This window comes from Mesorhizobium sp. WSM1343, from assembly GCF_055901535.1.
Map to the genome: position 1 here is coordinate 1,607,024 of NZ_CM148370.1, position 23,623 is coordinate 1,630,646.

26 protein-coding genes and 1 tRNA gene are annotated in these 23,623 nt (G+C 60.1%); 7 read left to right on the plus strand and 20 right to left on the minus strand.

The features are described 5' to 3' along the window. The first annotated feature begins 97 nt into the window (after window positions 1-97). Window positions 98-1,102, plus strand: a complete 1,005-nt coding sequence (locus AC0NIL_RS07750) for a LysR family transcriptional regulator (protein ID WP_275954267.1) — start codon at window positions 98-100, stop codon at window positions 1,100-1,102. A gap of 6 nt (window positions 1,103-1,108) precedes the next feature. Here the strand turns inward: AC0NIL_RS07750 and AC0NIL_RS07755 are convergent, their stop codons facing one another. Both AC0NIL_RS07755 and AC0NIL_RS07760 read right to left on the minus strand, forming a co-directional pair. Next, entirely contained in the window at window positions 1,109-2,251 is a 1,143-nt protein-coding gene (locus AC0NIL_RS07755; protein ID WP_275954418.1) for an aminotransferase class V-fold PLP-dependent enzyme, read from the minus strand. A gap of 4 nt (window positions 2,252-2,255) precedes the next feature. Then, the gene (locus AC0NIL_RS07760) at window positions 2,256-3,257 is read right to left on the minus strand and encodes an ornithine cyclodeaminase family protein (protein WP_275954265.1); all 1,002 of its coding nucleotides are present in this window, start codon (window positions 3,255-3,257) and stop codon (window positions 2,256-2,258) included. A 430-nt stretch (window positions 3,258-3,687) separates the two neighbouring features. Between AC0NIL_RS07760 and AC0NIL_RS07765 the strand changes: the two genes are divergently transcribed. Beyond that, window positions 3,688-4,824 (plus strand): NAD(P)/FAD-dependent oxidoreductase, encoded by a 1,137-nt coding sequence (locus AC0NIL_RS07765; RefSeq protein ID WP_275954264.1) that lies wholly within the window; start codon window positions 3,688-3,690, stop codon window positions 4,822-4,824. A gap of 30 nt (window positions 4,825-4,854) precedes the next feature. Then, window positions 4,855-5,205, plus strand: a complete 351-nt coding sequence (locus AC0NIL_RS07770) for a RidA family protein (RefSeq protein WP_275954263.1) — start codon at window positions 4,855-4,857, stop codon at window positions 5,203-5,205. Between the two features lie 283 nt (window positions 5,206-5,488). On the opposite strand, the gene AC0NIL_RS07775 is transcribed toward AC0NIL_RS07770, so the two are convergent. Next, window positions 5,489-6,751 (minus strand): tyrosine-type recombinase/integrase, encoded by a 1,263-nt coding sequence (locus tag AC0NIL_RS07775; protein ID WP_473572653.1) that lies wholly within the window; start codon window positions 6,749-6,751, stop codon window positions 5,489-5,491. 59 nt (window positions 6,752-6,810) lie between these two features. Further along, window positions 6,811-7,569, minus strand: a complete 759-nt coding sequence (locus AC0NIL_RS07780) for a hypothetical protein (protein WP_473572652.1) — start codon at window positions 7,567-7,569, stop codon at window positions 6,811-6,813. Between the two features lie 240 nt (window positions 7,570-7,809). Here AC0NIL_RS07780 and AC0NIL_RS07785 point away from each other — a divergent pair, with 240 nt between their 5' ends. Further along, the gene (locus AC0NIL_RS07785) at window positions 7,810-8,040 is read left to right on the plus strand and encodes a hypothetical protein (RefSeq protein WP_473572651.1); all 231 of its coding nucleotides are present in this window, start codon (window positions 7,810-7,812) and stop codon (window positions 8,038-8,040) included. A gap of 59 nt (window positions 8,041-8,099) precedes the next feature. Here AC0NIL_RS07785 and AC0NIL_RS07790 read toward each other — a convergent pair whose 3' ends face one another. Next, complete coding sequence (locus AC0NIL_RS07790) at window positions 8,100-9,065, minus strand: hypothetical protein (protein WP_473572650.1); 966 nt, start codon at window positions 9,063-9,065, stop codon at window positions 8,100-8,102. A 126-nt stretch (window positions 9,066-9,191) separates the two neighbouring features. On the opposite strand from AC0NIL_RS07790, the gene AC0NIL_RS07795 reads away from it, so the two are divergent. After that, window positions 9,192-9,512, plus strand: a complete 321-nt coding sequence (locus AC0NIL_RS07795; protein WP_473572649.1) for a hypothetical protein — start codon at window positions 9,192-9,194, stop codon at window positions 9,510-9,512. On the opposite strand, the gene AC0NIL_RS07800 is transcribed toward AC0NIL_RS07795, so the two are convergent. The 10 genes from AC0NIL_RS07800 to AC0NIL_RS07845 all read right to left on the minus strand — a co-directional run bounded on the left by AC0NIL_RS07800 (window position 9,475) and on the right by AC0NIL_RS07845 (window position 17,076). Further along, complete coding sequence (locus AC0NIL_RS07800) at window positions 9,475-10,059, minus strand: hypothetical protein (protein ID WP_473572648.1); 585 nt, start codon at window positions 10,057-10,059, stop codon at window positions 9,475-9,477. The genes AC0NIL_RS07795 and AC0NIL_RS07800 overlap by 38 nt on opposite strands. A 2-nt stretch (window positions 10,060-10,061) precedes the next feature. Continuing rightward, window positions 10,062-10,802 carry a hypothetical protein gene (locus tag AC0NIL_RS07805; RefSeq protein WP_473572647.1) on the minus strand — a complete coding sequence of 247 codons (741 nt, stop codon included), beginning with the start codon at window positions 10,800-10,802 and terminating at the stop codon, window positions 10,062-10,064. Between the two features lie 11 nt (window positions 10,803-10,813). Next, entirely contained in the window at window positions 10,814-11,188 is a 375-nt protein-coding gene (locus AC0NIL_RS07810) for a hypothetical protein (protein WP_473572646.1), read from the minus strand. After that, window positions 11,188-11,595, minus strand: coding sequence for a hypothetical protein (locus AC0NIL_RS07815; RefSeq protein WP_473572645.1), 408 nt, complete (start codon window positions 11,593-11,595; stop codon window positions 11,188-11,190). The genes AC0NIL_RS07810 and AC0NIL_RS07815 overlap by 1 nt, the downstream gene beginning before the upstream one ends. Window positions 11,596-11,597: 2 nt before the next feature. Next, window positions 11,598-12,176 (minus strand): hypothetical protein, encoded by a 579-nt coding sequence (locus AC0NIL_RS07820; RefSeq protein ID WP_473572644.1) that lies wholly within the window; start codon window positions 12,174-12,176, stop codon window positions 11,598-11,600. Between the two features lie 387 nt (window positions 12,177-12,563). Further along, window positions 12,564-14,897, minus strand: coding sequence for a phage/plasmid primase, P4 family (locus AC0NIL_RS07825; RefSeq protein ID WP_473572643.1), 2,334 nt, complete (start codon window positions 14,895-14,897; stop codon window positions 12,564-12,566). Window positions 14,898-14,989: 92 nt separating this feature from the next. Then, a complete protein-coding gene (locus AC0NIL_RS07830; protein ID WP_473572642.1) occupies window positions 14,990-15,208 on the minus strand; it encodes a hypothetical protein in 219 nt (72 codons plus the stop codon). A 1-nt stretch (window position 15,209) separates the two neighbouring features. Beyond that, on the minus strand, window positions 15,210-15,398 hold the full coding sequence (locus tag AC0NIL_RS07835; protein ID WP_473572641.1) for a DNA-binding protein: 189 nt from the start codon (window positions 15,396-15,398) through the stop codon (window positions 15,210-15,212). Between the two features lie 354 nt (window positions 15,399-15,752). After that, window positions 15,753-15,829 (minus strand) — tRNA-Arg (locus tag AC0NIL_RS07840). A gap of 83 nt (window positions 15,830-15,912) precedes the next feature. Then, window positions 15,913-17,076 (minus strand): M20 aminoacylase family protein, encoded by a 1,164-nt coding sequence (locus tag AC0NIL_RS07845; protein WP_063169116.1) that lies wholly within the window; start codon window positions 17,074-17,076, stop codon window positions 15,913-15,915. Between the two features lie 213 nt (window positions 17,077-17,289). Between AC0NIL_RS07845 and AC0NIL_RS07850 the strand changes: the two genes are divergently transcribed. Next, entirely contained in the window at window positions 17,290-18,453 is a 1,164-nt protein-coding gene (locus AC0NIL_RS07850) for a D-alanyl-D-alanine carboxypeptidase family protein (protein ID WP_275954262.1), read from the plus strand. 3 nt (window positions 18,454-18,456) lie between these two features. After that, entirely contained in the window at window positions 18,457-19,566 is a 1,110-nt protein-coding gene (locus AC0NIL_RS07855; protein WP_275954261.1) for a CobW family GTP-binding protein, read from the plus strand. 10 nt (window positions 19,567-19,576) lie between these two features. Here the strand turns inward: AC0NIL_RS07855 and AC0NIL_RS07860 are convergent, their stop codons facing one another. From AC0NIL_RS07860 to AC0NIL_RS07880, 5 genes are all read right to left on the minus strand, one after another. Next, entirely contained in the window at window positions 19,577-19,813 is a 237-nt protein-coding gene (locus AC0NIL_RS07860; RefSeq protein WP_024503732.1) for a sulfurtransferase TusA family protein, read from the minus strand. 8 nt (window positions 19,814-19,821) lie between these two features. Next, window positions 19,822-21,120 carry a L,D-transpeptidase family protein gene (locus AC0NIL_RS07865; RefSeq protein WP_013529353.1) on the minus strand — a complete coding sequence of 433 codons (1,299 nt, stop codon included), beginning with the start codon at window positions 21,118-21,120 and terminating at the stop codon, window positions 19,822-19,824. Between the two features lie 217 nt (window positions 21,121-21,337). Beyond that, the gene (locus tag AC0NIL_RS07870) at window positions 21,338-22,288 is read right to left on the minus strand and encodes an acetyl-CoA carboxylase carboxyltransferase subunit alpha (RefSeq protein ID WP_275954260.1); all 951 of its coding nucleotides are present in this window, start codon (window positions 22,286-22,288) and stop codon (window positions 21,338-21,340) included. Between the two features lie 99 nt (window positions 22,289-22,387). Further along, window positions 22,388-23,305 (minus strand): site-specific tyrosine recombinase XerD, encoded by a 918-nt coding sequence (locus AC0NIL_RS07875; RefSeq protein WP_013529355.1) that lies wholly within the window; start codon window positions 23,303-23,305, stop codon window positions 22,388-22,390. Next, a complete protein-coding gene (locus AC0NIL_RS07880; protein WP_013529356.1) occupies window positions 23,306-23,458 on the minus strand; it encodes a hypothetical protein in 153 nt (50 codons plus the stop codon). Between the last annotated feature and the right edge of the window lie 165 nt (window positions 23,459-23,623).

Below are 23,623 nucleotides of genomic sequence, written 5' to 3' on the forward strand. Positions count from 1 at the left end.
TCGCGGGGCTCTTGGAACATTGGCACCTTCCCATTAGTCTTGCCTGACAGCTCGCTGTTTCGGCACAGCGTCTAGCTGCGTGGCAAGGTGAGCGGCAATGAATCTCGGCGACAAGGACACCCTCCCAAAGGAGGCGGAGTTTACGCCTCGCGAGATCGAGGTCTTCGCCTCGGTCATGCTGCATGGAACAACCACCAAGGCGGCCGATGCGCTCGATATTACGCAGCCCGCTGTCAGCAAGATGCTTCAGCAACTCAGCGAGAAGGCGGATTTCCAGCTGTTTAGGAAAAGCCGCCAGCGGCTGATCCCTACGCCTGAAGCACACATGCTCTATGCCGAGGTGAAGCGCGTTTTCGAGTCCGCGCGCGGCATCTCGCGGGCTGCGCGCGAGATCCGCGAATTGCGCAGCGGCAGGCTCAACATCTGCGCGCTCCCGGCTTTCGGTTCCACGCTGCTGCCCTCCATCATCACGAGCTTTTCAAAACAGCATCCGTCCGTGTCGATTTCCCTGGATATACGCAGCTCCGCCACCGTGGTGCAGCGGGCGAGCCGCAATCAGCTCGACATCGGGATAGGCGTCACGGCATCGGATGAAAACTCCTCGATCGTCAGGCGTGCGCTGACAGCAACTCCACCTGTGTGTGTCATGCCGGCGGGCCACAGTTTGGCCGAGCTCGAAGTCGTTCGGGCAGAAGATCTTGACGGTCTCGACTTCATCTCGATGGGGTCAGCCGATCCAATGCGCCAACAGCTCGATGCACTCTGCGAAGAACGCGGGGTGGGACGTCTGCTGAAAGTAGAGGCCAGCCTGTCCAGTGCCTGCATTGCCCTGGTCGCGTCCGGCGCTGGCGTGAGCATCGTCGACAGGCTTTCCGCCTGGATGGCACGCGACCTGCCAATCGAGATCAGGGATTTCCGGCCGCATCTTGATCTTAATCTCAGCGTCTACCGGCCTTGGGGCGTCATCGCATCGTCAGCGGCGGACGCTTTCACGGAGCATCTCATTCAGACGACGCGAAGCTTCATGAACGGCGTGGAGGCAGGAATCACGGCTCTCGGTCCTCGCAGCCAAGCAGACAAGATTGTAGCCATTCAACGCTGAAAGCCTCTAGCGGAGCGGCAGGCTTTCGAAGAGGCGGTCGATATCTGCTTCGTCATTGTAGACATGCGGCGACACCCGCATTTTCGAGCCGCGCAGCGTGACGTGCACGTCAGCACGTTTGAGCTCCTGTGCCGCGTTCGGCGCGAGACGATCGCCTATGTCGAGGATCGAGATATGCGGTGTCGGGTATCGCAGACGGGCAACCGGCAGCCCTCTGCTTTCCGCCTGCGACCAGACGCGTTCATTAAGGTGACGGAGGCGTCCAAACACGCTCTCGACGGTCCATCCACGGATGAGCTTCATTGCGGCGATGGCTATGGGCAGGACCGCGAAATCGGAGCGTTCCCCCATGTCGAACCGCCGCGCGCCCGGAAGAAAGTCGGGCACGGCAACCTTATAGAAATCGGATTTATCTCCGCCCACCCTGTTCCATGAATGATGTTCGAGCGTGCGCCCCGCTTCGTGCCAACGCCGGTCGGCATAGAGGAATGCGAGCCGATATGGACCGAGCAGAAACTTGTAGGTGGCGAAGACGAGAAAATCCGGCCGAACGCGACGGACATCAAACGGCACCGCGCCAACCCACTGGGTTCCGTCGACGACCAGCCTGGCGCCTGCCGCACGAGCAGCGACCGCGACTGTCTCAAGGTCGATCGCCATGCCCTCGAACCAGTGCACCAGCGTTCCCGCGACGACGGCGATGGGACGACTTGAATTGACGATCGCCGATACGATGGCGCTGGTCCAGTCACCGTCAGCCGGTTGCGGGACAATTTCGACGTGAGCGCCGGACCGCTGCGCGAGGTCGTACCAGACGTATCGGTGCGAGGTGTGTTCGTTCTCCATCAAAAGGATGACTGATCCTGCCGCAACCGGAACGTTGGCGGCTGCGATCGCCATGCCGTAGCTGGTCGCGGCCACGATGGCGATGTCGTCGGTGTCCGCGCCAACCATTGTGGCGGCGAGCATCCGCGCCTCTTCCACCTCGTCGTAGTAGGACGCAATGGTCATTTTCCAGGGCTCGGCTTTCACCCTGACACCAGCCTCGCCGGCGGCGACCGCGGCAATCGGGATCGGCGACATATAGGCCGCGTCCAGATAGGTCGTGTCGCGGGGGATGGAAAAGAGATCTCGCTGGCAGTCGAGCATGTTCTCACAACCTGAAATCAATTGAGGTGCCAAGACCGGCATCAAGGGCGCGGGTGTAGATAAGATTGGCGAGTTCGATGTCTTGCGCCGGAACGCCGAGAGACCGGAAGAGCGTGATGTCACCGTCGTCGGCGCGGCCGGGCTTGGCGCCCGCCAGCACTTCGCCGACCTCGCCACGAATATGTTCGACGCCGATCACGCCGCTTTCAATCGCCTCGACCAGTTCACCTGCGGCTGCAAGCGCCATGGGCAGGTAATCCACCCAGATCCGCGACCTGCGCACGCATTCGAGGTCGAGTTCCCGGCAGGAGGCAACGCTCGCGCCGACGGCATTGATGTGGACGCCAAGCTGCAACCACTGGCCGAATAGCACAGGCGTCTGGGAAGAAGTCGTGGTGCAGATGATGTCGGCTTCGCGAACGGGTTCGCCAGCATGACGATGCGCCTGCGCCCTGAAGCCAGAAGCGGCAAGGTCTTCGGCGAAGCGCTCGGCTTTTACAAAGTCGCGACCCCAGACATGGATCGCGCAGATCGGCCGTACCTCAGCGATGGCAGCGATGTGCCGGCGCGCCTGCTCGCCGTATCCCAACACGGTCAATTTCGAGCTCTCGGGTCGCGAAAGGACCCTGGTGGCGACAGCGCTGGCTGCCGCAGTGCGCCAAGCCGTCAGTTCTCCCCCATCGATCAAGGCTACAGGCCGTCCGTGCTCCTTGTCGAACAGGAACACACCGCCGCGGTGAGACGCGAGCCCGTGTGTAAAATTGTCGGGAAACACGGACAACACCTTCGCCCCAAACAGCGGGCGGTCATCCAGCGCAGCATACATAAGCGACAGGCAACTGCCCGCCGCACCTGGCAGGTCGAGCGTACGCCTGATCTGCTGACGAGCCATGCCATTCGATGTCTTACGCAGCGCCGCCTCGGTCGTCTCGAGCACCAGGGAAAGGGTCAAAATCTCCCGGATCGCGTTCTTGTCGATCAGGAGGAATTGCGGCTCCCCGTTCACCTTGCAGTCTCTGCCATTCAATGACCCCTGACGCGCCGATCTACGCCAAGCGTAACATTGCTCGCGGCTACCGTTGCGCTCGAATTTGATAACTTCGAACGTGCAGTTACCCGCGCGGGATCATACGCCGATAGACGCACCGCACCGGTTCATAACTTTTGGCCACAAACGGCAGCGGCCAGATCAATTGACGGTCGTTGGCGCTCATTGCACTGTTTTTGGGCAACTCAGGTTGTTGGGCGGATCGCAACCGAGATTAAAACCAAAATTCAGAGGTCGAACGAGCTGGAATATCGCCATGAGTGTTGCTTCGAATAACCCTCTGTAGTGCTTCGGATCGATGTTCCCATAGCTCAATCCAATTTCGCGCGTCGCTGAGATTTAATCAGCAGCTGACGTAACCACACAATAATTTGTTGGAGCTTTCTACATGCGCATTGTCGTCATCGGTTCCGGTATCGTCGGCAGCTCTGCCGCCTATGAATGCGCCAAGGCGGGAGCGGACGTCATCGTGCTGGAGGCTGGAAGGATAGCTGGGGGCACGTCGGCGGTAAGCTTTGCCTGGACAAATGCGACGACCAAGCGGCCCCGGCCGTATTTCGATCTGAACGTCTCAGGAATGCGCGCCCATCTTGAACTCAGGCGTGACTTTGGTGTTGCCCCCTGGTTCACCCAGACCGGCAGTTTCGATTGGCGAACGGTGCCGGAATCCATGGACGACTATTTCGAGAACTTTCGGCAGATGAAGGAATGGGGCTACGGCGTCGAGTGGATCGACAAGAAGCGTGTCGCCGAGATGGAGCCCGATGTCGACGTCTCCGCCTTCGGCGATTGTCCGATCTCCTACTATCCGGAAGAAGGTTGGGTCGATCCGGTCCTCTACTCGGCCTGGCTTTTGCGGGCGGCGAAGGAGCGCTGGGGAGCACAGGTCAAGGTCAGTTCACGCGTGACCGAGATCGAAACTGAAGGCGGTCGTGTCCAGGCAGTTCGCACGGCGAACGGAGAGCGATACGCTGCGGATGCGGTCGTGAACTGCACCGGCGGCTGGTCTAGTGAGAGGCTCGGCGACGCCCAGGGTATTCCGCTGTCCTCGACGATCGGCGTGCTGGCCTTCACCCCGCCGGTGGCGTTGACGCTCCGGAGCCAGTTGCATGCCGACGATCTGGATCTCCGCCCCGATGGTGCGGGCCGTATCATGATTCACAAAGTCTCGGTGGATATGACGTTCAAGAAGCCGGAGACGCTCAGCCCCGCCGGCGACGAGGCGGCGACGCTCCTGGAGGCAGCGAGCAAGGTCCTGCCTTCGCTCCGCGATGCAGGTGTGGAAGCCATTCGCACGACCGTCAGGCCGTTCCCGGAGGATGGCTATACCTGTGCCGGCGCCATGCCAGACATCGTCGGCCACTACATGGCCGTAACGCACAGTGGTGTGACCATCGCCCCGCAGTTGGGCAAGGTGGTCGCCGACGAAGTCGTGCGCGGCAAGATCCATGACGAGATGGAGACGTTTCGTCCGCAACGCTTCTTCCAAGTCCACGCTCAGCGATCCGCTGTTGCGCATGTTTGATCTTTTGACCAAAGCACAAGGCCCTGCGTCATGACGAAAATCGAAAGATTCGACAAGAACGAGCGGCTTAGCCGGGTCGTCGTTCACAACGGTATCGTCTATCTTTCGGGGCTCACCGCCGGTGACAAGAAAACCGATGTATCCGGCCAGACAAAGCAAATATTGGAAAAGGCGGATAGCCTTCTGCAGAGGGTCGGCGTCGACAGGTCGAAGCTGCTGTTCGCGCAGATCTGGCTGAGGGACGTCGAGGACTTCGACGCGATGAATAAGGCCTGGGTTAACTGGCTCGACGGCGCGGAGGCGCCGGCGCGCGCCACGGTTGGGGCGAGCTTCGCGCTGCCCGAGATCCGCGTCGAAATTCAGTTTACTGCAGCGGTCTGACTCGCTGCACGCTAGAAACGTGATCGGGAACACCCGATGATCTACCTCAATTTTAGGCATCGTAGTGCTCCGCTCCACGCCGAATTTGGCCGCTTCATCCTTCGCATATGTGCCAAAAGTCTGCAGGTCTACGAAATTCGCCGTACTAATTCCGCTGGTTCTTCCCCAAATAAGGACGGCGAAATGCCATCTAAGTAGCTGATTTTGTTGGTGATCCCGACAGGAATCGAACCTGTGACCTACAGATTAGGAATCCGTACCAACCACAGCGTTTGCGCGGTTTTCAGCCATTTTGTTGCGTTTTTGTTGCAGATAGGGGGCCAAGCAGCGCAGCTTCAGCCGCCGCCATAGCCGCTGCATCGTCGGTGGCGGGGAACAGATGTCCGTAGGTGTCCATAGTTAGGGCGAGGGTCGAGTGGCCCAGCACGTCCTGCACTTCCTTCGGGTTCATGCCCCTGCCGTCCCGCGCCTTGGAATTGATCGACCAGCTAGCGAAGAAATGGCGCAGCGCGTGAAGCCCCTCGTACTTCGCAACCGTGATAAATTGCTGCTTGCCGTTCTCGTCAAGCTTTGGCATGCGCCCTGTCGTTCGCAGCACCTTCTGCTTAGTGAGTCCGGCAGCGATCTGCGGCTCCCAAAGGCCTCGACGCACAATGTTCTCATGCCGCTGCACGGTTCCATTTAGCGTGGGAAAGACAAGTCCAAGCTCACCCTTCGGGCAGCGCGTTTTCCATTCGGTGAGTGTGTTGGCGACATAATCAAACATCGGGATTTCCCGCTCACCAGCTTCCGACTTTGGTCGGCCCATATCGTTGTTGGCGTCGGCGCGTTGAGTGACGTGTATTTTTCGGTGCTTGAAATCAACATCGACCCAGCGCAGGCCGCGCAACTCACTTGCCCGCATGCCCGTGAAAATGGCGGTGATGATCAATTCCCGGTAGGCGGCATTCGGCTTACCAAGTTCAACCAGTATGCTTTGGACTTCCGCTAGGCTGGGGATATCAACGCCGACCTTAAGCTTGGCCTTTCGGCGAGCAGCGTGCCGCGCCTCCTTGCCCTTGCGACGCTGCGACATTTCACGCACCGCATTGCGCACGGAATGTCCGCGTTCCTGGGCCTCGGAAATAATGCCGCTCAGACTTGTGCGGATGGACTTAATCATCGCATCCGAGCGGCCTGCCTCCTTGAGCCTGTCCATGAAGTTGCGCACTTCTGGAATGCCGATACGCGAGATTTTGTCGTTGCCGATGAACGGAACAATATGCAAGCGAACGTGCTGCTCGTATTGATCGTAGGTTTTTGTCTCCAGCTCGTTCTTCGCCCGCTTTAGCCAATACTCCCCCGCTTTTTCGACTGTGATGTCAGCGGACAGGGGGACGTGCGAATTGTTCCGCACCTCCACCCCCGTCTGATCGCGGAATGCCACGGCGTCCTTGCGGCGGGTAAACTGTCGAACCTGCCGGTGGCCGGTCTGGTCGGTGTAGTCAACTAGATAGGCTTCCGACGTGCCCTTCTTGGTGGTCCACGTACGCTTACGGATACTCATGTGCTTTGCTCCTGTCTGGAGCAACAATGTTGCATAAAATCTGTTGGTCAGCAACGAAGCTACAGAGTTCGAACTATGAACTGATCACGAAGGGATAGCGTGTCTGGGTCGTTGGTGTGCACAAAACGAGTAAGAGGTCGTTTCCATGTGAAGCGACTGAACACATCTCCCTTGGAATTCAGTATTTCGAGAAACCCTCCACGGACTCGCCATCTCTTCTCGTTGTCGTTGCCGCCTTCTCCAATGGTGCCATCCTCTTGAAACACCACGACCTTCTTTCCCTGCTCTGATTGAGGGAGGTAGTGAAGAACCCATTTTCCGCGCATAAGAAGCCTCTGAACCCAGGCGTCACGCTCTCCAAGAAATGTGGTGTGATGTTTTTTTACCGCGTTCAATAAATAGGCAGAAATCATGCTGAGCAATGCAGCTGCAATCGTCCATAACAACGTCTGTACAATTGGGCTGAACTCTACGAGATGCCCGAAGCCGCTTTTGATTGCCGGTATGTACGTCCATGCGAACCCAACGAGCGATAAAAAAGCGAAAAACAAACTGGCAAAAAAGTCAAATTTTAGAGCCTTTGACTGCCGAGCCGAACTTTCCTTTGACAGCCAGTGAATGCAAAAATTGTAGATGTGATACGCAACTATCGCTGCGAGAACGTGAGGAATTTTGTCGGCACTTGAAAGTGAGAATGGCAATATCGATTCTGCTGAATCACTTTTCTGTTCAACGCCGACGAAGACACTCAAGGCCAATAAGCCGGTGAAAATCGCAAGGTTCCGGCGCGATTTTGTGTATTCGGATTCTGATTCCATCTTTCGTCCCCCACGCTGGAAATTAGCGGATACTCCAGACCGTTGAAAGTGCTTGTTTTCGGCCAAAGCCGCCCCAAGTATGCCGGGGCGTTAACCACCGCGCTGAACGCCCCTGTTTGCCAACGAACTTTTGGACTAGAAATAGCGTGCAGGGCTTCGCAGCCCACGGGCCTCGGCATCACGTCCCGCGCCGATCTCCGGAGCAACGCAACGGACAATCTCAATGGAGATACCGTTGTCATGACTACTCTAAAAACACTTGAAGACCGCGCCCGCCGCCAGCTTGCTCAAATGGGCTACCGCCTCAACAAGACGCCAAGCCGGTCGTGGCTCCGCGCCTACTATGGCCCCGGCTACATGATCCTCGACGGCAACACCGTGATATCAGGATGCATCGGTCGCGAGTATTCCGACACGCTGGAAAGGGTGGAGGAGTTCATTGCGATGCGCGGCCAAAGCCCTCGACTGTAGCGCGACAAGCACGCGCGCCGCTCCAAGTGTGCGGGCGGCGCCGCGAGCTGCCTTGGCACCTAAGTTTTAAACTCGGCTAGGTCATTGTCTGAAACGATGACCGGGCCTGATTCTGATTGACTGCCCCACGAGACAGCATCGTCAGTCACAGGCGAAGCATCAGCATAGAGAAGATGCTCAAAGTCAGACTGCGAGGGGACTCTATGCTCGCCGATCATCTTGATGACTGCGTTACGAAGAATAATCCAGCTATCAAGCATGACAGTTTCGTGCACTTCCTGAGTGGTGTGCGCGGCGGCTGAGCGACCGTTGTAAAGTTTCAGGACTCGCTTATACGTCGCGAGACGTTTGGGCCCCCGTGGTTCGAGGTAAGCGGCGATATTTGCAGCTACTCTGTGGCGCAATTCGCCCGCTGAGGGTGCGAAAAGCTGCTCAAGGGCACCCCAGATTGTTAGGACAGATTGAGAGATACGTGCGCGGGCACGGCATGAATCACAAGCGAGCAGCGCTGTTAACAGCCGAGGATTTGTCCTCGCCAATTCGGCTGACGAGTGCCATTTGTCCCTCAACCATTCGAGTTCGACGAGTGGTATTTCATCGGGGCGTTCGTCACTTTTGGAAAAATATCCCGCTTGGACCTCCAACGGTCTGATCGTAGGTTCGACGTCACTTAGAGGTGCCTCCGAAAAGGGCATATCGATCGTGACTGGTGCGCTGATATAGGGTGCGAAACCCAAACGGAGCAGGGCGACGATCCAAGCTGCCGTTTCCACTGCAGTCAAATTACCGGGCTTTCGGGCGTCGGAAATTCGTAGTTCTATCGTGATATCAAAGGAGAAACCTCCCCTAGCTGCCCGCCAAGGTCCAGGATGGGGCTCGCCCTTCTGGGCAGGTGCAAACGCCATCAGGCACGGCGACATAAAGTGTGCGTATGTTCGGTACATCCAAACACCGTGACCGAGATCGAACTGTTCGACCGGAAGGGTGCCGCCTGCGATGCCTACATGGTGAACGGCGCTATCCATTCGGCTTCCCATTTCTAGTCGCGACCCGAAAAGGTAGATGACAACTACCAGTCGCTCTACCATATAGGAATGATATCCTATGCCTGTTTTTGTCCATCAACGGACGTCAGACAGGAGTACATCAAAATGCGTAAGAGCAAAATTGAAGTCAAAGCCGGGACCCCCGTCGCCATTCGGCAGACCAAAAAGGCCCAGGTGCTTGAAATGCTGAATGGCGGTGCCGTCAGCGTCGTGGAAATTGCAGAGAAGCTGTCGATCAGCAAGCAGGCGGCTTACTCGCTGATCGGCGATGTGAAGCGCGGGGGTGCCGCTATCGGCGGCGTCATGAAAGACGGGGCAATGCGCTACAGCGTTGCGTCGCCAAAGCGCGCAAAGGCCAAGCCCCTCGCTTTTGGCAAGGGTGCTGTTGTCAGTGTTGCCGTTTCAAACCCGACTGAAGCTGACTGAAGGCACTACCTGCGGGGGCGGCGGGCTTGCCGCGATATGCTGCCCCCTCGTCGCTTTGCATGAACTGCTGGACGACGCTATCAACCTGAGCGAGTCCAAGACTCGTCCGGGCGAGCACGGCATAGGTGCCGTCATCAGACGTCTTCTCTGCTTCGAACTGATTTGTTTTCTTCAGTATCGCCATCGCACCATCAACCAGCCCATTGTGCGCGCCAGCTTTGGCGAACGACAGACGGAGGGTCTCATCGACGGCATTGTCCCGCATCTGCTGCTTCACAGCCGCCAGTTTCGCTGGACCCTCGACTTTGATTTTCTCAAGCTGCGCATTGAGCGACGCAAGCTCAGCCTCACCATCCCGAATAACGTCCGCGATGCGGGTAGACAGTTCGAAGCCCTTGGTGGGATCGTCTTCTTCAAGATAGGCGGCGCGATAATTTTCCGGGATCGCGTCTAGGCGATCTGCGGCAATGCGTCGCGGTAGGCACAGCGGATTAGGTTGGTCGTGCACCGGGACGTAATAGTTGTTGATGTGGCTTTCACGGATCATGTTCAAATCTCCTTTTGTTGATGTGCCGCCAGTGCGCTTTCACGCTTCGAGCGCGCGGCCTTGGCGGCAGATGCGAATTTGCCAAATCTGCCTTCGCCAACTTGCTTGACGAGCTTGACGAACGCCCCGCCGCCAACGTCCGCCGCCGCGCGCATCTTCCGCAGACGCTCAAGGCGGGCCATCTCGGCGGGGAAGTGCTTCTGTTGGTAGCGGTGCCGGAGTGAGGCAAGCTCAGCAGCCTTCATCCGCGTCAGCAGTCCAGGGGCGCGCAGCACGGACCCGATCAGCGTCATGTCGCCAGCTTCCAACGCCGCACTGAGGGCTTCGGAGCGTTGGTCGGGCGTCATGTCCTTTAGTGCAGAGCGGATTTCAGGGTCCAGCGGGGATGCGCCCTCGGGAGCGAACGTCGCCTTTTCGATTGAAGCAATTGTGACGTCCACCTTCGCCTGAGCAGCGACCAAGCGCGCAGCAACGCGTTCCCCCGTCTTTTGCGCGGCGGTAGCTAGCTGGATAACCGCTGCCTCGGGCGTCTGCGACCCATCCCCGTACACAGCCTCAGCGAGAGCGACCAGCGCGTGGGCCTCCTCCCGCGCTATTCGCATCGCCCCTGACAGCGCCAAGTGCTCAGGCTCGGGCTCCGCCTTGACGTTACCAATCTGCCTCGGGGCGTGGTGGTCGATTGCCCTCTCATCGATCGAGGGGCTGACGTGCAGTTGTTGTTCCAAATCGGCAACGGTTGCCATCGTGTCTTCTCCTACACTTTTCGATTTTCAAGGATGAGCAAGGCGTAGCTGGCGCGAGATACACCCGCCTGAATCTCGACAAATCCGCCGCTTGCCAATTGCTTGGAGCGGGGCGCCAGCATGATGCGCGCGACGTGCTCTTCGCGCTCTATGGACTGGAAAAACCCTTTGAGACCGTTGATCGTCACCGGCTCGCCGATCTCGAAGACAGGGGTTTCCACCGCGATCAGCACTTCGGAATCCTTCTGGACGCCGGTGAAACTGCCATCGGAGTTTTTGCGGATCAGCTTCGCGTCCTGCCCGCCGCTGGGGTTGCCAACAAAGCCCAGGACGCACCAGCGCAGCCCTGATCCCGCCACGACGATATCGCCAATCGCTACGGTCATCAGATTGCCCCCTCTGTGAGCGTCGTCATCTCTGCCATCTCAAAGCTCATCGGCTTCCTGCGGTGCACGAGCAGGGACGCTTGCCACCGCCACAGGGCGGTGAACGACTGGTCCTGCATACGGAGGAACACGAAGAGCGGCGTAGCGCTGTGCACCTCGACCCGCTCGCCCTCGACTATGAACCGTTGGCCCTTCTCGAAGGCGGGGCCGGTGCGCCAGCCCATGTAAACGTCATCCTCGGATTGCAGCGTGGCAACGAGATCGATGTCCCCGTCTGAGTTCGTTTCATCACGGATCATGAAGACGTGTCTGCCCTCGCCGAGACAGGTGAACCAGCCCTCGGGGACGACATTGGCGACGACCCACGTCTTGCCGGAATTGCCTTTGACGTAATCACCGATGCGCATGTTCATCGCCTCGAATAGTCGATCTCGTGAATTGGACGATCACGGTAGGCGGCGTCAGTGGACGAAGGACCGACGCCCCGGCCAGAAGCTCGCTCCATCAGCGTGTAAAGTTCCTGAGCGTTGCTTTCCGATAGGGCATGCAGTCCCACCTCGGTTGCCGTGTGGCTCAGCATGTTGAAGCGTTGCTGTTCCGAGGGGGTAAGCTTGCTCATGTCCAGGACTGGCGCTGTGTCAGGTGGGGGAGCGACGCGGTTGAGGCCCAGCGTCTCAAGAACCCTTCGCAGGGTGTTGAGCGTCGTTTGATAGCCCAGCAGGTCAGCTATGTTGACGTTTTGCTCCGTCGCAAACTGAAGTTCCCATTTCTCGAGAATGATGGTCGTAGTGGCGGCAGCCCTTATCAAAGCGAACTGGCTCTGCGTGACGTGCTTCGGTCCGCCGAGGTCCTGAACGTGATTGGCCACGAGGTCGTGCAGCCGCCGCGCCCACCGTGTGCGTCCATCGACGCCCGGCAGAAGCTCCTTGCCTTTGGTGACACGGCTCTGGAAGTGCCTGCTTCGAGGGACTGGATAATTGCTTGTCATAGGTTAAGCGCTTGCTTGAGGAAGGGCTTCGACAGGTTTGTTTTGTTCAAATTGGCGTAGTTGCAGCGTAGGGTGGCCTGCAACATGCATGCAACATGAACTATTTTGCAGAATGTTTTGAATCGCTTATCGAAGTACTACGGATATAAAAACTGTAGGTCGGAGCTTGCTATCGCGCCCAGCATAGATCGAGGGGCGCACGCGCAAATAAATGTGGCCATCTCCTCGGAATTCGTCATCACCCGACTTTTTCCAGGGGGCTGCACACAAGAGGATTTTTGTTCACCGGGGCATACCCAGGCATTTACAGATCCAGCACGCGGAAATTGTTGTTTGGGAAACTGCAAAATCGCAAACGGTTCGGGTAAATGCCCCCGGATGCCCCGGTCAATGTCTGTGTCCTTCTTGGTGAAAGACATCCCTGCCAGCAGCAATATCCTCCATATTCTGCTTCTCCTGCACCGCCCTAGTGCGTCGCTCCACGGCAGAAGTCGTCAGCCTCACGCCCTTGTAGACAGGCGTCCGTTCACTACCCGCTTCGCCCGCCGACAGCCCCGGTACAGCGGAACGCAAATTGCGTCCAAACCAACTCTTGTTTCCGGGCTTGTCGATGCTGGCACGTGTGCACCATGCCTCCCACTCGCCAAACATCTCATCCGTGCTGACTTCAAATCCCGGCCCAACCTCGCAGCAATCCTTGACGAACGCGCGGACGGGCGACGACAGCGCCTCCATCTCATCCACCACCGCTTCGCTTCGGGACGGCTGGATGAAGTGTCCACGCTGGCGCAGACGCTCATAGCCCTCCATCGCCCAATTCAGGATGCCCGCCATTTCGAGCTTGAGCTTGTCGAACAGCCCTCTGTCCTCTTCGCCGAGGAAGCTCACCTCCATCATCAAGACAAGGAAGCGGCTGGCTAGGGCGCCCGCACCATCGGAAAAAGCTGGCACCTCGTTCGTCAGGATCATGATGCGAGTGTTCAGCCTGCCAATCCACGCCTCCTTGAACTTGCGGTTGACAGTGAGGGTGTCCTCGCCGGAGATGGAGAGCAAACGCTCAGCCACCGTGGACTTGTCCGTCCTCGCGCCAATCCGCATGTCAGGCACGATGGCAAGGGGCTTTGGTATGAGCGATTCAAGCCCGAACGTTTCACCAAGCCCTGATGCAGTTGGCCCGGCGACGGAATCGCGTCCCAGCAGTTGCGTCAGGACGCGGGCAATAGTGCCTTTGCCCGAGCGGCGCGGCCCTACTATGAGCAGAATTTTCTGCTGCGACGTGTCCGGCAGCAGCGTGTAGCCAAACCACTCCTGCAGCGCGTCTATCGCTTCCTGATCATCGACAAACACCTGTTTCAGGAATGCCAGCCACCTACTGGGTGCAGGGGCGTCGGGATCGTATGACACTTCCGATGAGCTGGTGTTGAAGAAGCTGGCTGTTGGTTGCCACATCTCGCCACTCGGGACGTGAAGCAGACCGTTCTTCACTGCCATAAATTCTGACGCTGGTTTGTCTGGATCAGCGTCCATCCATGCAGGTGCTGATATGTCGTTGGGCAGGCGGGCGGCAGCGCGCAGTGCCTTGGTTACGTCAGCCACGCGGGCTGAGTTTGGTTTGAATGGTGCTAGCCCCTCTTTGCCCGGTTGAAAGGCGAGGGCGAGGAAGTCCCATGCGGCCGCCTCGATCTGCTCGTCGTCGGCAATGGCATAGTGCGAGCCGTTCCACACCCAGAAGGTGCTGCGGTGGCGCTGTAGCGTGCGCAGCCCCTTGTCGTCGGTGTAGCGCGCTAGCACCATGCTCTTCGCGCTACGCATCGGGTCTGTGGGATCTAGTATTAGACGGGGCGTGATGGGGCGCCCCTTGCCAGCCGTCAGCCCAGATCGAATGGTCGGGCCAGATTCCTTCCGAGCGAGGCCACATTCATCCGCTGCCGCTTCAAGCCGTCTCCGTGCGTCCTCTTCATCAATGTAGCCGTTCGCGACGAGCCCTCCTATGGTGAAGGCCGCTTTGTTCAATGTGTCATTGCGCTTCTTACTGCCATCTGGCGTCGCAGCCACTTTGGCGCACTCGCTCGCCACCAACTGCATCGCTGCGCCAGTGTCATCGTCTGCCGAGCCCACAGCTTGCAGGATGGGTAAGGGAGGCGGATCACCCCTGAACTGCTTTGCGGGGTATGTCTCGACAAGCCATGTCTTGTATATGCGGACAAGCTGCGGCTCGCCTTTCTGGTGGTAGAAGCCAGGCAGACGCATGACACGTGGCAAGTCCTTCACCACCTCGTCGCCATCAAACTTTTCGATAAGCTTGCGCTGGGCGGCGGGGAACTCGTCAAGCGTCATCCCCTCGACGCGCCAGTATGCGTGCCATTTGCCCTCGGACGTTGTTACCACCACCTGCGGCGGGCAAACGTCGTTCAGCACTGGGTCAAGTGGCGCGCCATCGAGATCGACAAAGACAGCGCGGACACGGACTATGTCGTCCGTATCTCGCCCTTCGCCATTTGTCTCGTTGATGGTTACGAAGACACCTGCACCCAGTTTGTTGAGCTTAATCAGCTCGGCCGCGCACGTGCGGAGAGAACCGTGCAGCACCCGCACCAGCTTCGGGTCCTTCTTCAGACTGTCGTCGATAGTTTGGAAGGTGAAGGTTGTCGCGTCCGGGTCGATAATATTCAGAAAACGCTCAGTCTCATCGATGTCCACGGGAAGTGGTTGTTGTGTCATTGCCCTACCCAATAAAATCTATTGCAACTCAAGGTTGAAGTAGGGTAGGGTTTTGCGAGCATTGCCCAAGCTCGGGACGTGCTTTCAGATGTTCACGATTCTCCAGAACGCCGGCCTTCATCCCCGAGGCCGGCGTTTGCTTTTTGATAGACGATGCTCCGCGCGATGCGCGTGGCGTTGATGGCGTCCAGCGCTGACAGGCCATAGGCGCTGCGCAAGCGCGGGATGAGGGGCCGTTCCAAGGTGTGCCAATTGTCAGCAAGCCATTTGGCGGCTGTCTGCACCGTGGCAGATGACGGGGTATCGCCCATGTCACGCTGCCTCCGTTCCGAGGAACAGGTCGTGCAGCTTTTGGCGGGCGACGCACCAACGCCCAGCGAGCTTGCGCGCGCCAGGGATAGAACCGCTTTCCAGAAGGTAGAAAGCCTTCCGCTCGTCGCAGTTGAGGACGTTGGCGATAGCCTTCGCACCCCAGATGATTTCAAGGTCGGTATTTGCCATGTGTCGGTACTCCGAAAATGAGCACTGACGTTTCGGGCTGGGAGACAGTCAGCGCTCGGGGGTTGAGCGCGGCCTAGCCGAAGCGGACCGTAGATGACTGTCTGGGCGCCCAAAAGGATGAGCGTGGGGCAAGTATAGCGGCCAGCGTAATTATCGCAAGTGCGCGCAAGTGCGCGAAAGTTCCCGGTAATACGGTCCTAAGCGGTGTTGCATGATTTGTTGCATGTAAGCGCAGCTAGCACGTGCAAAACCCCGGTAATGCGCGGTAGTAGCCGGTAGGCGTGCAACATAAAATCATCAGATTCTTAGAGCCACCGAATCTCTGCAAAGCCTTGCGCTGTAAGGGATTGCGGATGGTGATCCCGACAGGAATCGAACCTGTGACCTACAGATTAGGAATCTGCCGCTCTATCCTACTGAGCTACGGGACCACGCGGCCAGACACATAGCCGCTTCGGATCGTTTCGCCAAGAGGCCGGCCGAAGGCAATTCGGCCGGCTTTGCGCTGCCGCTGTCAGGCGGCCAGCGCGGTTTCAGCCAGTTTCACCCAGTAGCTCATGCCGTGCGGGATGACCTCGTCATTGAAATCGTAGGCCGGGTGGTGCAGACCGGCGGTGTCGCCATTGCCGATGAAGATGAAGGCGCCGGGGCGGGCTTCGAGCATGTAGGAGAAATCCTCGCCGCCCATCACCGGCTGGATGCCGCGGTGGACATGGGCGTCGCCGGCGACACTCATCGCGACGTCACCGGCAAACACCGTCTCTTCCGCGTGGTTGAAGGTCACGGGATAATTCGCCTGGTAGTCGACCTCGATCCTGGCCCCGAACGCGGTCGCCAGCCCGTCGCAAATGCTGCGGATGCGCTCTTCGGACTTCTTGGCGATTTCTTTTCGCAAGGTGCGCACGGTGCCGGCGATTTCGGCGGTTTCGGGAATGATGTTGTAGGCATCGCCGGCGTGGAACTTGGTCACCGACACCACCACGGCCTCGACCGGATCGGTGCTGCGCGAGGCGATCGTCTGCAAGGCGCCGACCAATTGGCTGGTGATGACGATCGGGTCGATCGTGCCGTGCGGCATCGCCGCGTGGCCGCCCTTGCCGCGCACGGTGATGGTGAATTCGGCGGTCGCCGCCATGATCGGGCCCGGGCGAATGGCGAACTGTCCGACAGGCAGGCCCGGCATGTTGTGCATGCCGAACACCCTGGAGATGTCGAAACGCTCCATCATGCCGTCCTTGACCATCTCGTTGCCGCCGCCGCCGCCCTCTTCGGCCGGCTGGAAGATCACCGCCACCGAACCGGTGAAGTTGCGCGTCTCGGCGAGGTATTTGGCCGCACCCAGCAGCATCGCCGTGTGGCCGTCATGGCCGCAGGCATGCATCTTGCCGGGGATGGTCGAGGCGTAGGGCTTTCCTGATATCTCGTTGAGCGGCAGCGCGTCCATGTCGGCGCGCAGGCCGATGGTGGGACCTTCGCCCTGGCGGCCGCGGATGATGCCGACGACGCCGGTCTTGCCGAGCCCGGTGACCACGTCGTCGCAGCCGAAGGCCTTCAACTTCTCGGTGACGAAGGCGGCGGTCTTGAAGACGTCGAAGTTCAGTTCTGGCGTCTGGTGCAGATGCTGGCGCCAGCCGGCAACTTCGTCCTGCATTTCGGCGGCACGGTTCAGGATTGGCATGATGGTTCCATCTCGCTGTTGGGACGGCGGGTGTTGGCCGCTGCCTTGCAATTGTGATCGCCAGGCACTTTGCCATCTTGGCGTCACATAGAGTAAATAGCACCGCAACAATGGGGTCCGGTTTTTGAGGGTCGGACCATATGCTGGCGATCGCGTAACGAAATCTTACGGAGCCAGGGGCGACTACGGCAAGAGGCGATTTCGGATTTGATCATGCGGTACAGGCATTTCCTCAAACTATTCTCGGCTGGCACAATCGCGCTGTCGGTTGTGGCCGGGCCGGCGCTGGCCAATCCGGTGGTCGTGTTCGACCTCGGCAGCGGCAAGATCCTGCAGCATCAGGATGCGTTCAAGCGCTGGTATCCGGCATCGCTGAGCAAGCTGATGACCGCTTACGTCACCTTTCGGGCGATCGCGGCCGGCGAGGTACAGCTCGATTCGCCGATCAAGGTGACCAAACACTCCGCCGCCGAGCCGCCAAGCAAGATGGGCTTCAAGCCGGGCTCGGTGATGCGGCTCGACAATGCGCTGAAGATGATGCTGGTCAAATCGGCCAACGACATTGCCATGGCTGTCGGCGAAAATGTCGGCGGTTCGCAGGCGGCCTTTGCCGACCGGATGAACGCCGAGGCGACCCGGCTCGGCATGAACGGCACGCATTTCGTCAATCCGAACGGGCTCTATTCGCCGGATCAGTACACGACGGCGCGCGACCTCGCCGTGCTGGTGATGGCGATCCGCCGCGAATTTCCGCAATATGTGCCGTGGTTCTCGATCGAGGGCCTTGCCGTCGGCAAGAAGGCGATCCCCAACTACAATCTCTTGATCGGCCGCTATCCCGGCGCCGATGGCATGAAGACCGGTTTTGTCTGCCCTTCCGGCTTCAACATGATCGGTTCGGCGACGCGCAACGGGCGCACGCTGGTCGCGGTTGTGCTTGGCGAGAAGTCGGCGGTCACCCGCGCCGAGACGGCGGCAAAACTGCTCGATCAGGGGTTCGACACGCCTGTCGCCGGCTCGGCCACCGTCACCACGCTGGCGCCCTATGGCGACACGGTCTCACCCAACGACATGCAGGACGAGGTCTGCAAGAAGAAGACGCCGCAGGAGCAGTCCGAGGCGCCGCCGGCCGCCGCCAAGAACGTGCCGAAATCACCCTACCAGGGAAAGCTCGACCATGTGCCGACGCTGGTTGCCGTCGGCCTTGGCGGCGCCACCGGTCCGGCGCCGAAGGCCATCCTCGACCAGGGCGCGCAGGAATTTGCCGATGTGCCGATCCCGAGCTGGCGGCCCGACAGGCCGGCACCGGCCGGCACCGGCCCGAAGATTGCCGGCTCCGCCGCGCAGGGCGACCAGCCGGTCAAGGTTGCGAACTAGCCAATGGGCAGCGGCTTCCCGATCCCAGTCTCGGTGCTGACCGGCTTCCTCGGCGCCGGCAAGACGACGCTGCTCAACCGGCTGCTCAAGGATCCGGCGCTGGCCGACACCGCGGTGATCATCAACGAGTTCGGCGAGGTGGCGATCGACCATTTGCTGGTCGAGCAGTCTTCCGACGGCATCATCCAGCTGTCGGACGGCTGTCTGTGCTGCACGGTGCGCGGCGAACTGGTCGATACGCTGGCCGACCTGGTCGACCGGCTGCAGACCGGCCGCCTTGCCCGGCTCGCCCGCGTCATCGTCGAAACCACCGGCCTTGCCGACCCGGCGCCGGTGCTGCAGTCGATCATGGCGCATCCGGCGCTGATCCAGGCCTTCCGGCTCGACGGCGTCATCACGCTGGTCGATGCCGTCAACGGCAACGCCACGCTCGATGCCCATGTCGAGGCGGTCAAGCAGGTTGCCGTCGCCGACCGCATCGTGCTCAGCAAAGCCGATCTGGCCACCGACCCCAATGAGCTGGAAATGCTGCGGGCGCGCCTGCGGCAGATCAATCCGGGCGCCGAACTGCTCGATGCCGGCGACACGGAGACAGGCGTGGCGGCGCTGTTTGATTGCGGCCTCTACAACCCGGCAACCAAATCCGCCGATGTGCGGCGCTGGCTTGGCGAGGAAGCGGCGCACGATCATCACCATCATGCTGGTCATGATCACGAGCATGGCCATGACCACGGCCATCGTCACGATCAGCGCGTGCGCTCCTATTCGCTGGTGCATGACGGCCCGGTGCCGTTTTCGGCGATCGAGATGTTCCTCGACCTGCTGCGTTCGACCCATGGCGAGCGCCTGCTGCGCATGAAGGGCGTCATCGAGCTCAGGGAAGACCCGTCGCGGCCGCTGGTGATCCATGGCGTGCAGAAGATCCTGCATCCGCCGGTGCAATTGCCGTCCTGGCCGGATGGCCAGCGTGGCACGCGGCTGGTGCTGATCACGCTCGACATGCCGGGAGATTATATCCGCAGGCTGTTCGCCGCCTTCACCGACCGGCCGTCGGTTGACACGCCCGACCGCGCGGCGCTGGAAAACAATCCGCTGGCGATCGCCGGGCGGTAGCTCCCAACGATTACGGCGCGCCGCGCTCGACCAGGAAGCGATGGCCGCCGGAGACCGCGGCCGTTTCAATCAACTGGTGGCCGCTCTCGGAGCAGAATGCCGGAATGTCGATGACGGCGAGCGGGTCGGTGGTCTCCAACCAGAGCCGACTGCCCGGTTGCATCCCCGCGAGGCGCTTCTTGGCCTTGAGCACGGGCAAGGGGCAGTTCAGCCCCTTGAGGTCATAAATAGCGGCGCGATCAGCCACGGGCGATATCAACCGCCGAACATGCCGAGCAGCTTGTTCTTCAGCTTCGTCACGCGGCTTTCGTCGGCACTCGCCGCTTGCGTTTCAGCCATTGGCGCCGCTTCCGAAGGGGCCGCGATGGTCGCGGTGGCGACTGGGGCCTCCTTGGCGGCCTTCTCGGCCTCCTTTTCGGCCAGAGCCTGGGCCTTGGCGGCTTCCTTGGCTTGCTTGGCCGCCTCAATGGCAGCCAGCCTCTGCTCCTCGGCCTTCTGCTTGGCAGCTTTTTCGGCATCAAGAGCCGCCATCTTGCGGCCGGCGGGCGAATCGATGCGGCCCATGCGTGCCGTCTCGGTGACCGAGCCGTCATTGTTGAGCGACGGCGGATCGATCGGTACGCGTTCGCCGCGTGCGCGGCGCTTGGACCAGTCGGAGACGATGCTGGCTTCCTTGATACCGGCGATGGTCGGCTTGGGCGCCGGCACGCTGGCCTTGACCGCGCCGCTGAACGCCGCGTCATAGGTGCTCATGTAGGAATTGTAGGCGCTCTTCAGCGAATCAGGCTGCGTCGTCGCCGGGCAGGCGCCAGTCGGATCGAATGTCTGACCGTCGGCGGCTACCTGGTTGAAGACATAACGCTTCTCGCAGACATCGACCTTCGGCGGCACCTTGGTGATTTCGAAATTGTCGTAGCCGACCTTGAGCATCTTCCAGAAGTCGTAATTCGGGTCGTTGCGGTAGCGCGCCATGTTGGCGGCGGTCATGCGGAACGGAAACGCCTGGATCTGGAACTCGGTCTGGCCGCCTTGGAAGGCATCGCGGCCGAAGGCATAGATCTGCTCGATCTGCGCATCGGTCATCGAATAGCAGCCCGACGACGAACAGGCGCCGTGCACCATCAAATTGGAGCCGGTGCGGCCGTTGGCGCGGTCATAGGCGTTGGGATAGCCGATGTTGAAGGACAGATGGTAGTTCGAGCGCGGATTCATCTGCGCCGGGCGCACCGTGTAGAAGCCTTCCGGCGCCTGGCGGTCGCCTTCGGTGTATTTCGGCCCGAGCTTGCCCGACCATTTGCAGATGTCGTAGCTGGCGACCATGTCATAGCGGCCGTTGGTCTTGGCCTTCCAGATCTCGAGCTTGCCTTCTTCCTTGAAGATGCGGGCCATCACCGACGAGGTGCGGACCATGCCCTTGGCCCTCATGTCGGCGAGGATCTTGTCGGGCAGCGGCTTGTTGGCCTCCGGGGCAAAATCCTTCATCGACGAATTGTTGCAGCCGGCAACGCCGAGGGCAGCGATCAGGATTCCGGTGCGGGCAAGCTTGACAAACATGGCTACGGATATCGTCTTTTCTCTGGCGCCAGGACGTTTCCTGCCCCGGCTGCTACACTGCGCATCGACGGACCCTAAGCCCGTTAACCCTAATAAATTCCTTACCGCAAGTGCCGACGCATCCCCCTGCGGCAGTCTCATTGAGCCGAATGCAGCGGCATTTTTGTGGCAAAAATGCTCCGCTCCGCCACATTGTTGCGGCCAAGGGTGCCTGTGGTCAGAGACTGCGGCCCATGGCCAGGTATTTTTCGCGGCGCTGTTCGCGGAAATCGGTGTTGGCGCCGGCGAAGTCCTTCATCGTCCTGGCGATGAGGTCTCCGGTCGCGGCGATCACGGTTTCGGCGCCGCGATGCGCACCGCCGAGCGGCTCGGGGATGATGGCATCGATGATCTTCAGTTCCAGAAGATCCTGCGCGGTGATCTTCATGTTGGTCGCCGCGTCCCTCGATCGTGTCGTGTCGCGCCACAGGATCGAGGCGGCACCTTCCGGCGAAATCACCGAATAGATGGCGTGTTCGAGCATGTAGACGCGGTTGGCGGTGGCGATGGCAATGGCGCCGCCCGAACCGCCTTCGCCGATGACCACCGAGATCGACGGTACTTTCAGGCCGAGACAGGTCGAGGTTGAACGGGCGATAGCCTCCGCCTGGCCGCGCTCCTCGGCGTTGACTCCGGGATAGGCGCCGGCCGTGTCGACCAGCGTCAGGAGCGGGATCTTGAAGCGGTCGGCCAGTTCCATCAGCCGTACCGCCTTGCGGTAGCCCTCCGGCCGAACCGAGCCGAAATTGTGCTTCAGGCGGCTGGCTGTGTCGGAACCTTTTTCCTGGCCGATGATGGCAATGGGTTCGCCGCGGAAACGGGCGAAACCGCCGACGATCGCCTGGTCCTCACCGAAATTGCGGTCGCCGGCCAGCGGCGTGAAATCGGTGAACAGGCCCTTGATGTAGTCGACGCAATGCGGCCTGTCGGGATGGCGCGCCACCTGCACCTTCTGCCAAGGCGTCAGCGCCTTGTAGGCATCGCGCAATGCGTCGCGGGAGCGCTTCTCGAGACGGTTGATCTCGTCGCCGACATCGACCGCCTCGCCATTCTCGGCAAGCTTCTTCAGCTCGAGGATCTTGCCCTCGAGGTCCTGCACCGGCTTTTCGAAATCGAGGTAATTATACATGCGTGAGCGGACCGATACGTCGGAAGGCAGTGGCTGACGGAACCCTTGAATCCAAGGCTCCGGGCGGTGAAATGTCGTCCTCACATAGCGATATGAGGCCTAGTCGGCAAGCGGATGATGATCGTTGACCAGCCGCACCAGCCGCTCTTCCAGCACATGGGTGTAAATCTGTGTCGTCGATATGTCGGCATGGCCAAGCAATTGCTGCACGGCCCGCAGATCGGCGCCGTTCTGCAGGAGATGGCTGGCGAAAGCATGGCGCAGCACGTGCGGCGAGATCTTCGCCGAGGCAATGCCGGCCCTTGCCGCCAGCCCTTTCAGGTCACGCGCGAAGACCTGGCGCGAGAGATAGCCGCTGTCGGAGGCGGCCGGAAACAGGAACGGACTGTCGGCGAAGGCTGGCACCTTGGCGCGGGCGGCAAGCCAGGTCTTCATCGCCGCGCGTGCCTTGGCGGAGAGCGGCACCATGCGCTCCTTGTCGCCCTTGCCGCGCACCATGAAGAAGCGGTCGTCGCGTTGCGCCACCGTCACCGGCAAGCCGACCAGCTCGGAAACGCGCAGGCCGGTGGCGTAAAGCACCTCGACCAGCGCATGCAGGCGCAGTGATGCCAGGCTGTCCCCATCGCCCGACGAGACATCGCCGGCTTCAATTGCTGCACGGTCGATCAGCCGGCCGGTGTCGGCCTCGCTCATCGTCTTGGGCAGCGGGCGGCCCTTTTTCGGGCTGTCCAGCGTGCCGGTCGGGTCATCGCCGCGCAGGCCTTCGGCGTAGAGGAATTTGAAGAACTGGCGGATCGCCGACAGTTTGCGCGCCTGCGACGTGGCGGCAAAGCCGCGGGCGGCAATGTCGTCGAGATAGGCGCGGATATCGGCGGCGGCGGCACCGGCCAGCCCGCCATCGATCGCGCCGGAAGCGTCCTCGAGGTCGCGGCGGTAGGAGGAAAGCGTGTTTTCGGCCGCGCCCCGCTCGGCGCTCATCATTTCCAGAAAGGCTTCGATGCGGGCCGCGCTGTTCATTCAGCTTTTCTTGGGATTGAGCTTTTCCGGAGGGATGCGCACGCTCATTTCCCCCTTCTTTGGCTCGACGAACATCACCAGTGCAAACATCGTACCATAGGCAATGCCAGCCAGAATCGCTGTTACCACGACAAAGCGAAACAGTGTCGGCATCAATTTTCGCCCGTCTTCTTGTTCTGCGTTTCCAAACCCTGTCCCCTTATGGGACGCCAATCCGGCCAATTCAAGGAAGAAGCTGGGGCCTGTTAGCAACTTCTGATGCAGACCCTGCCGGTCCATATCGGGTTCAAGGCACTTGCCACGCTTGACGCAAACGGG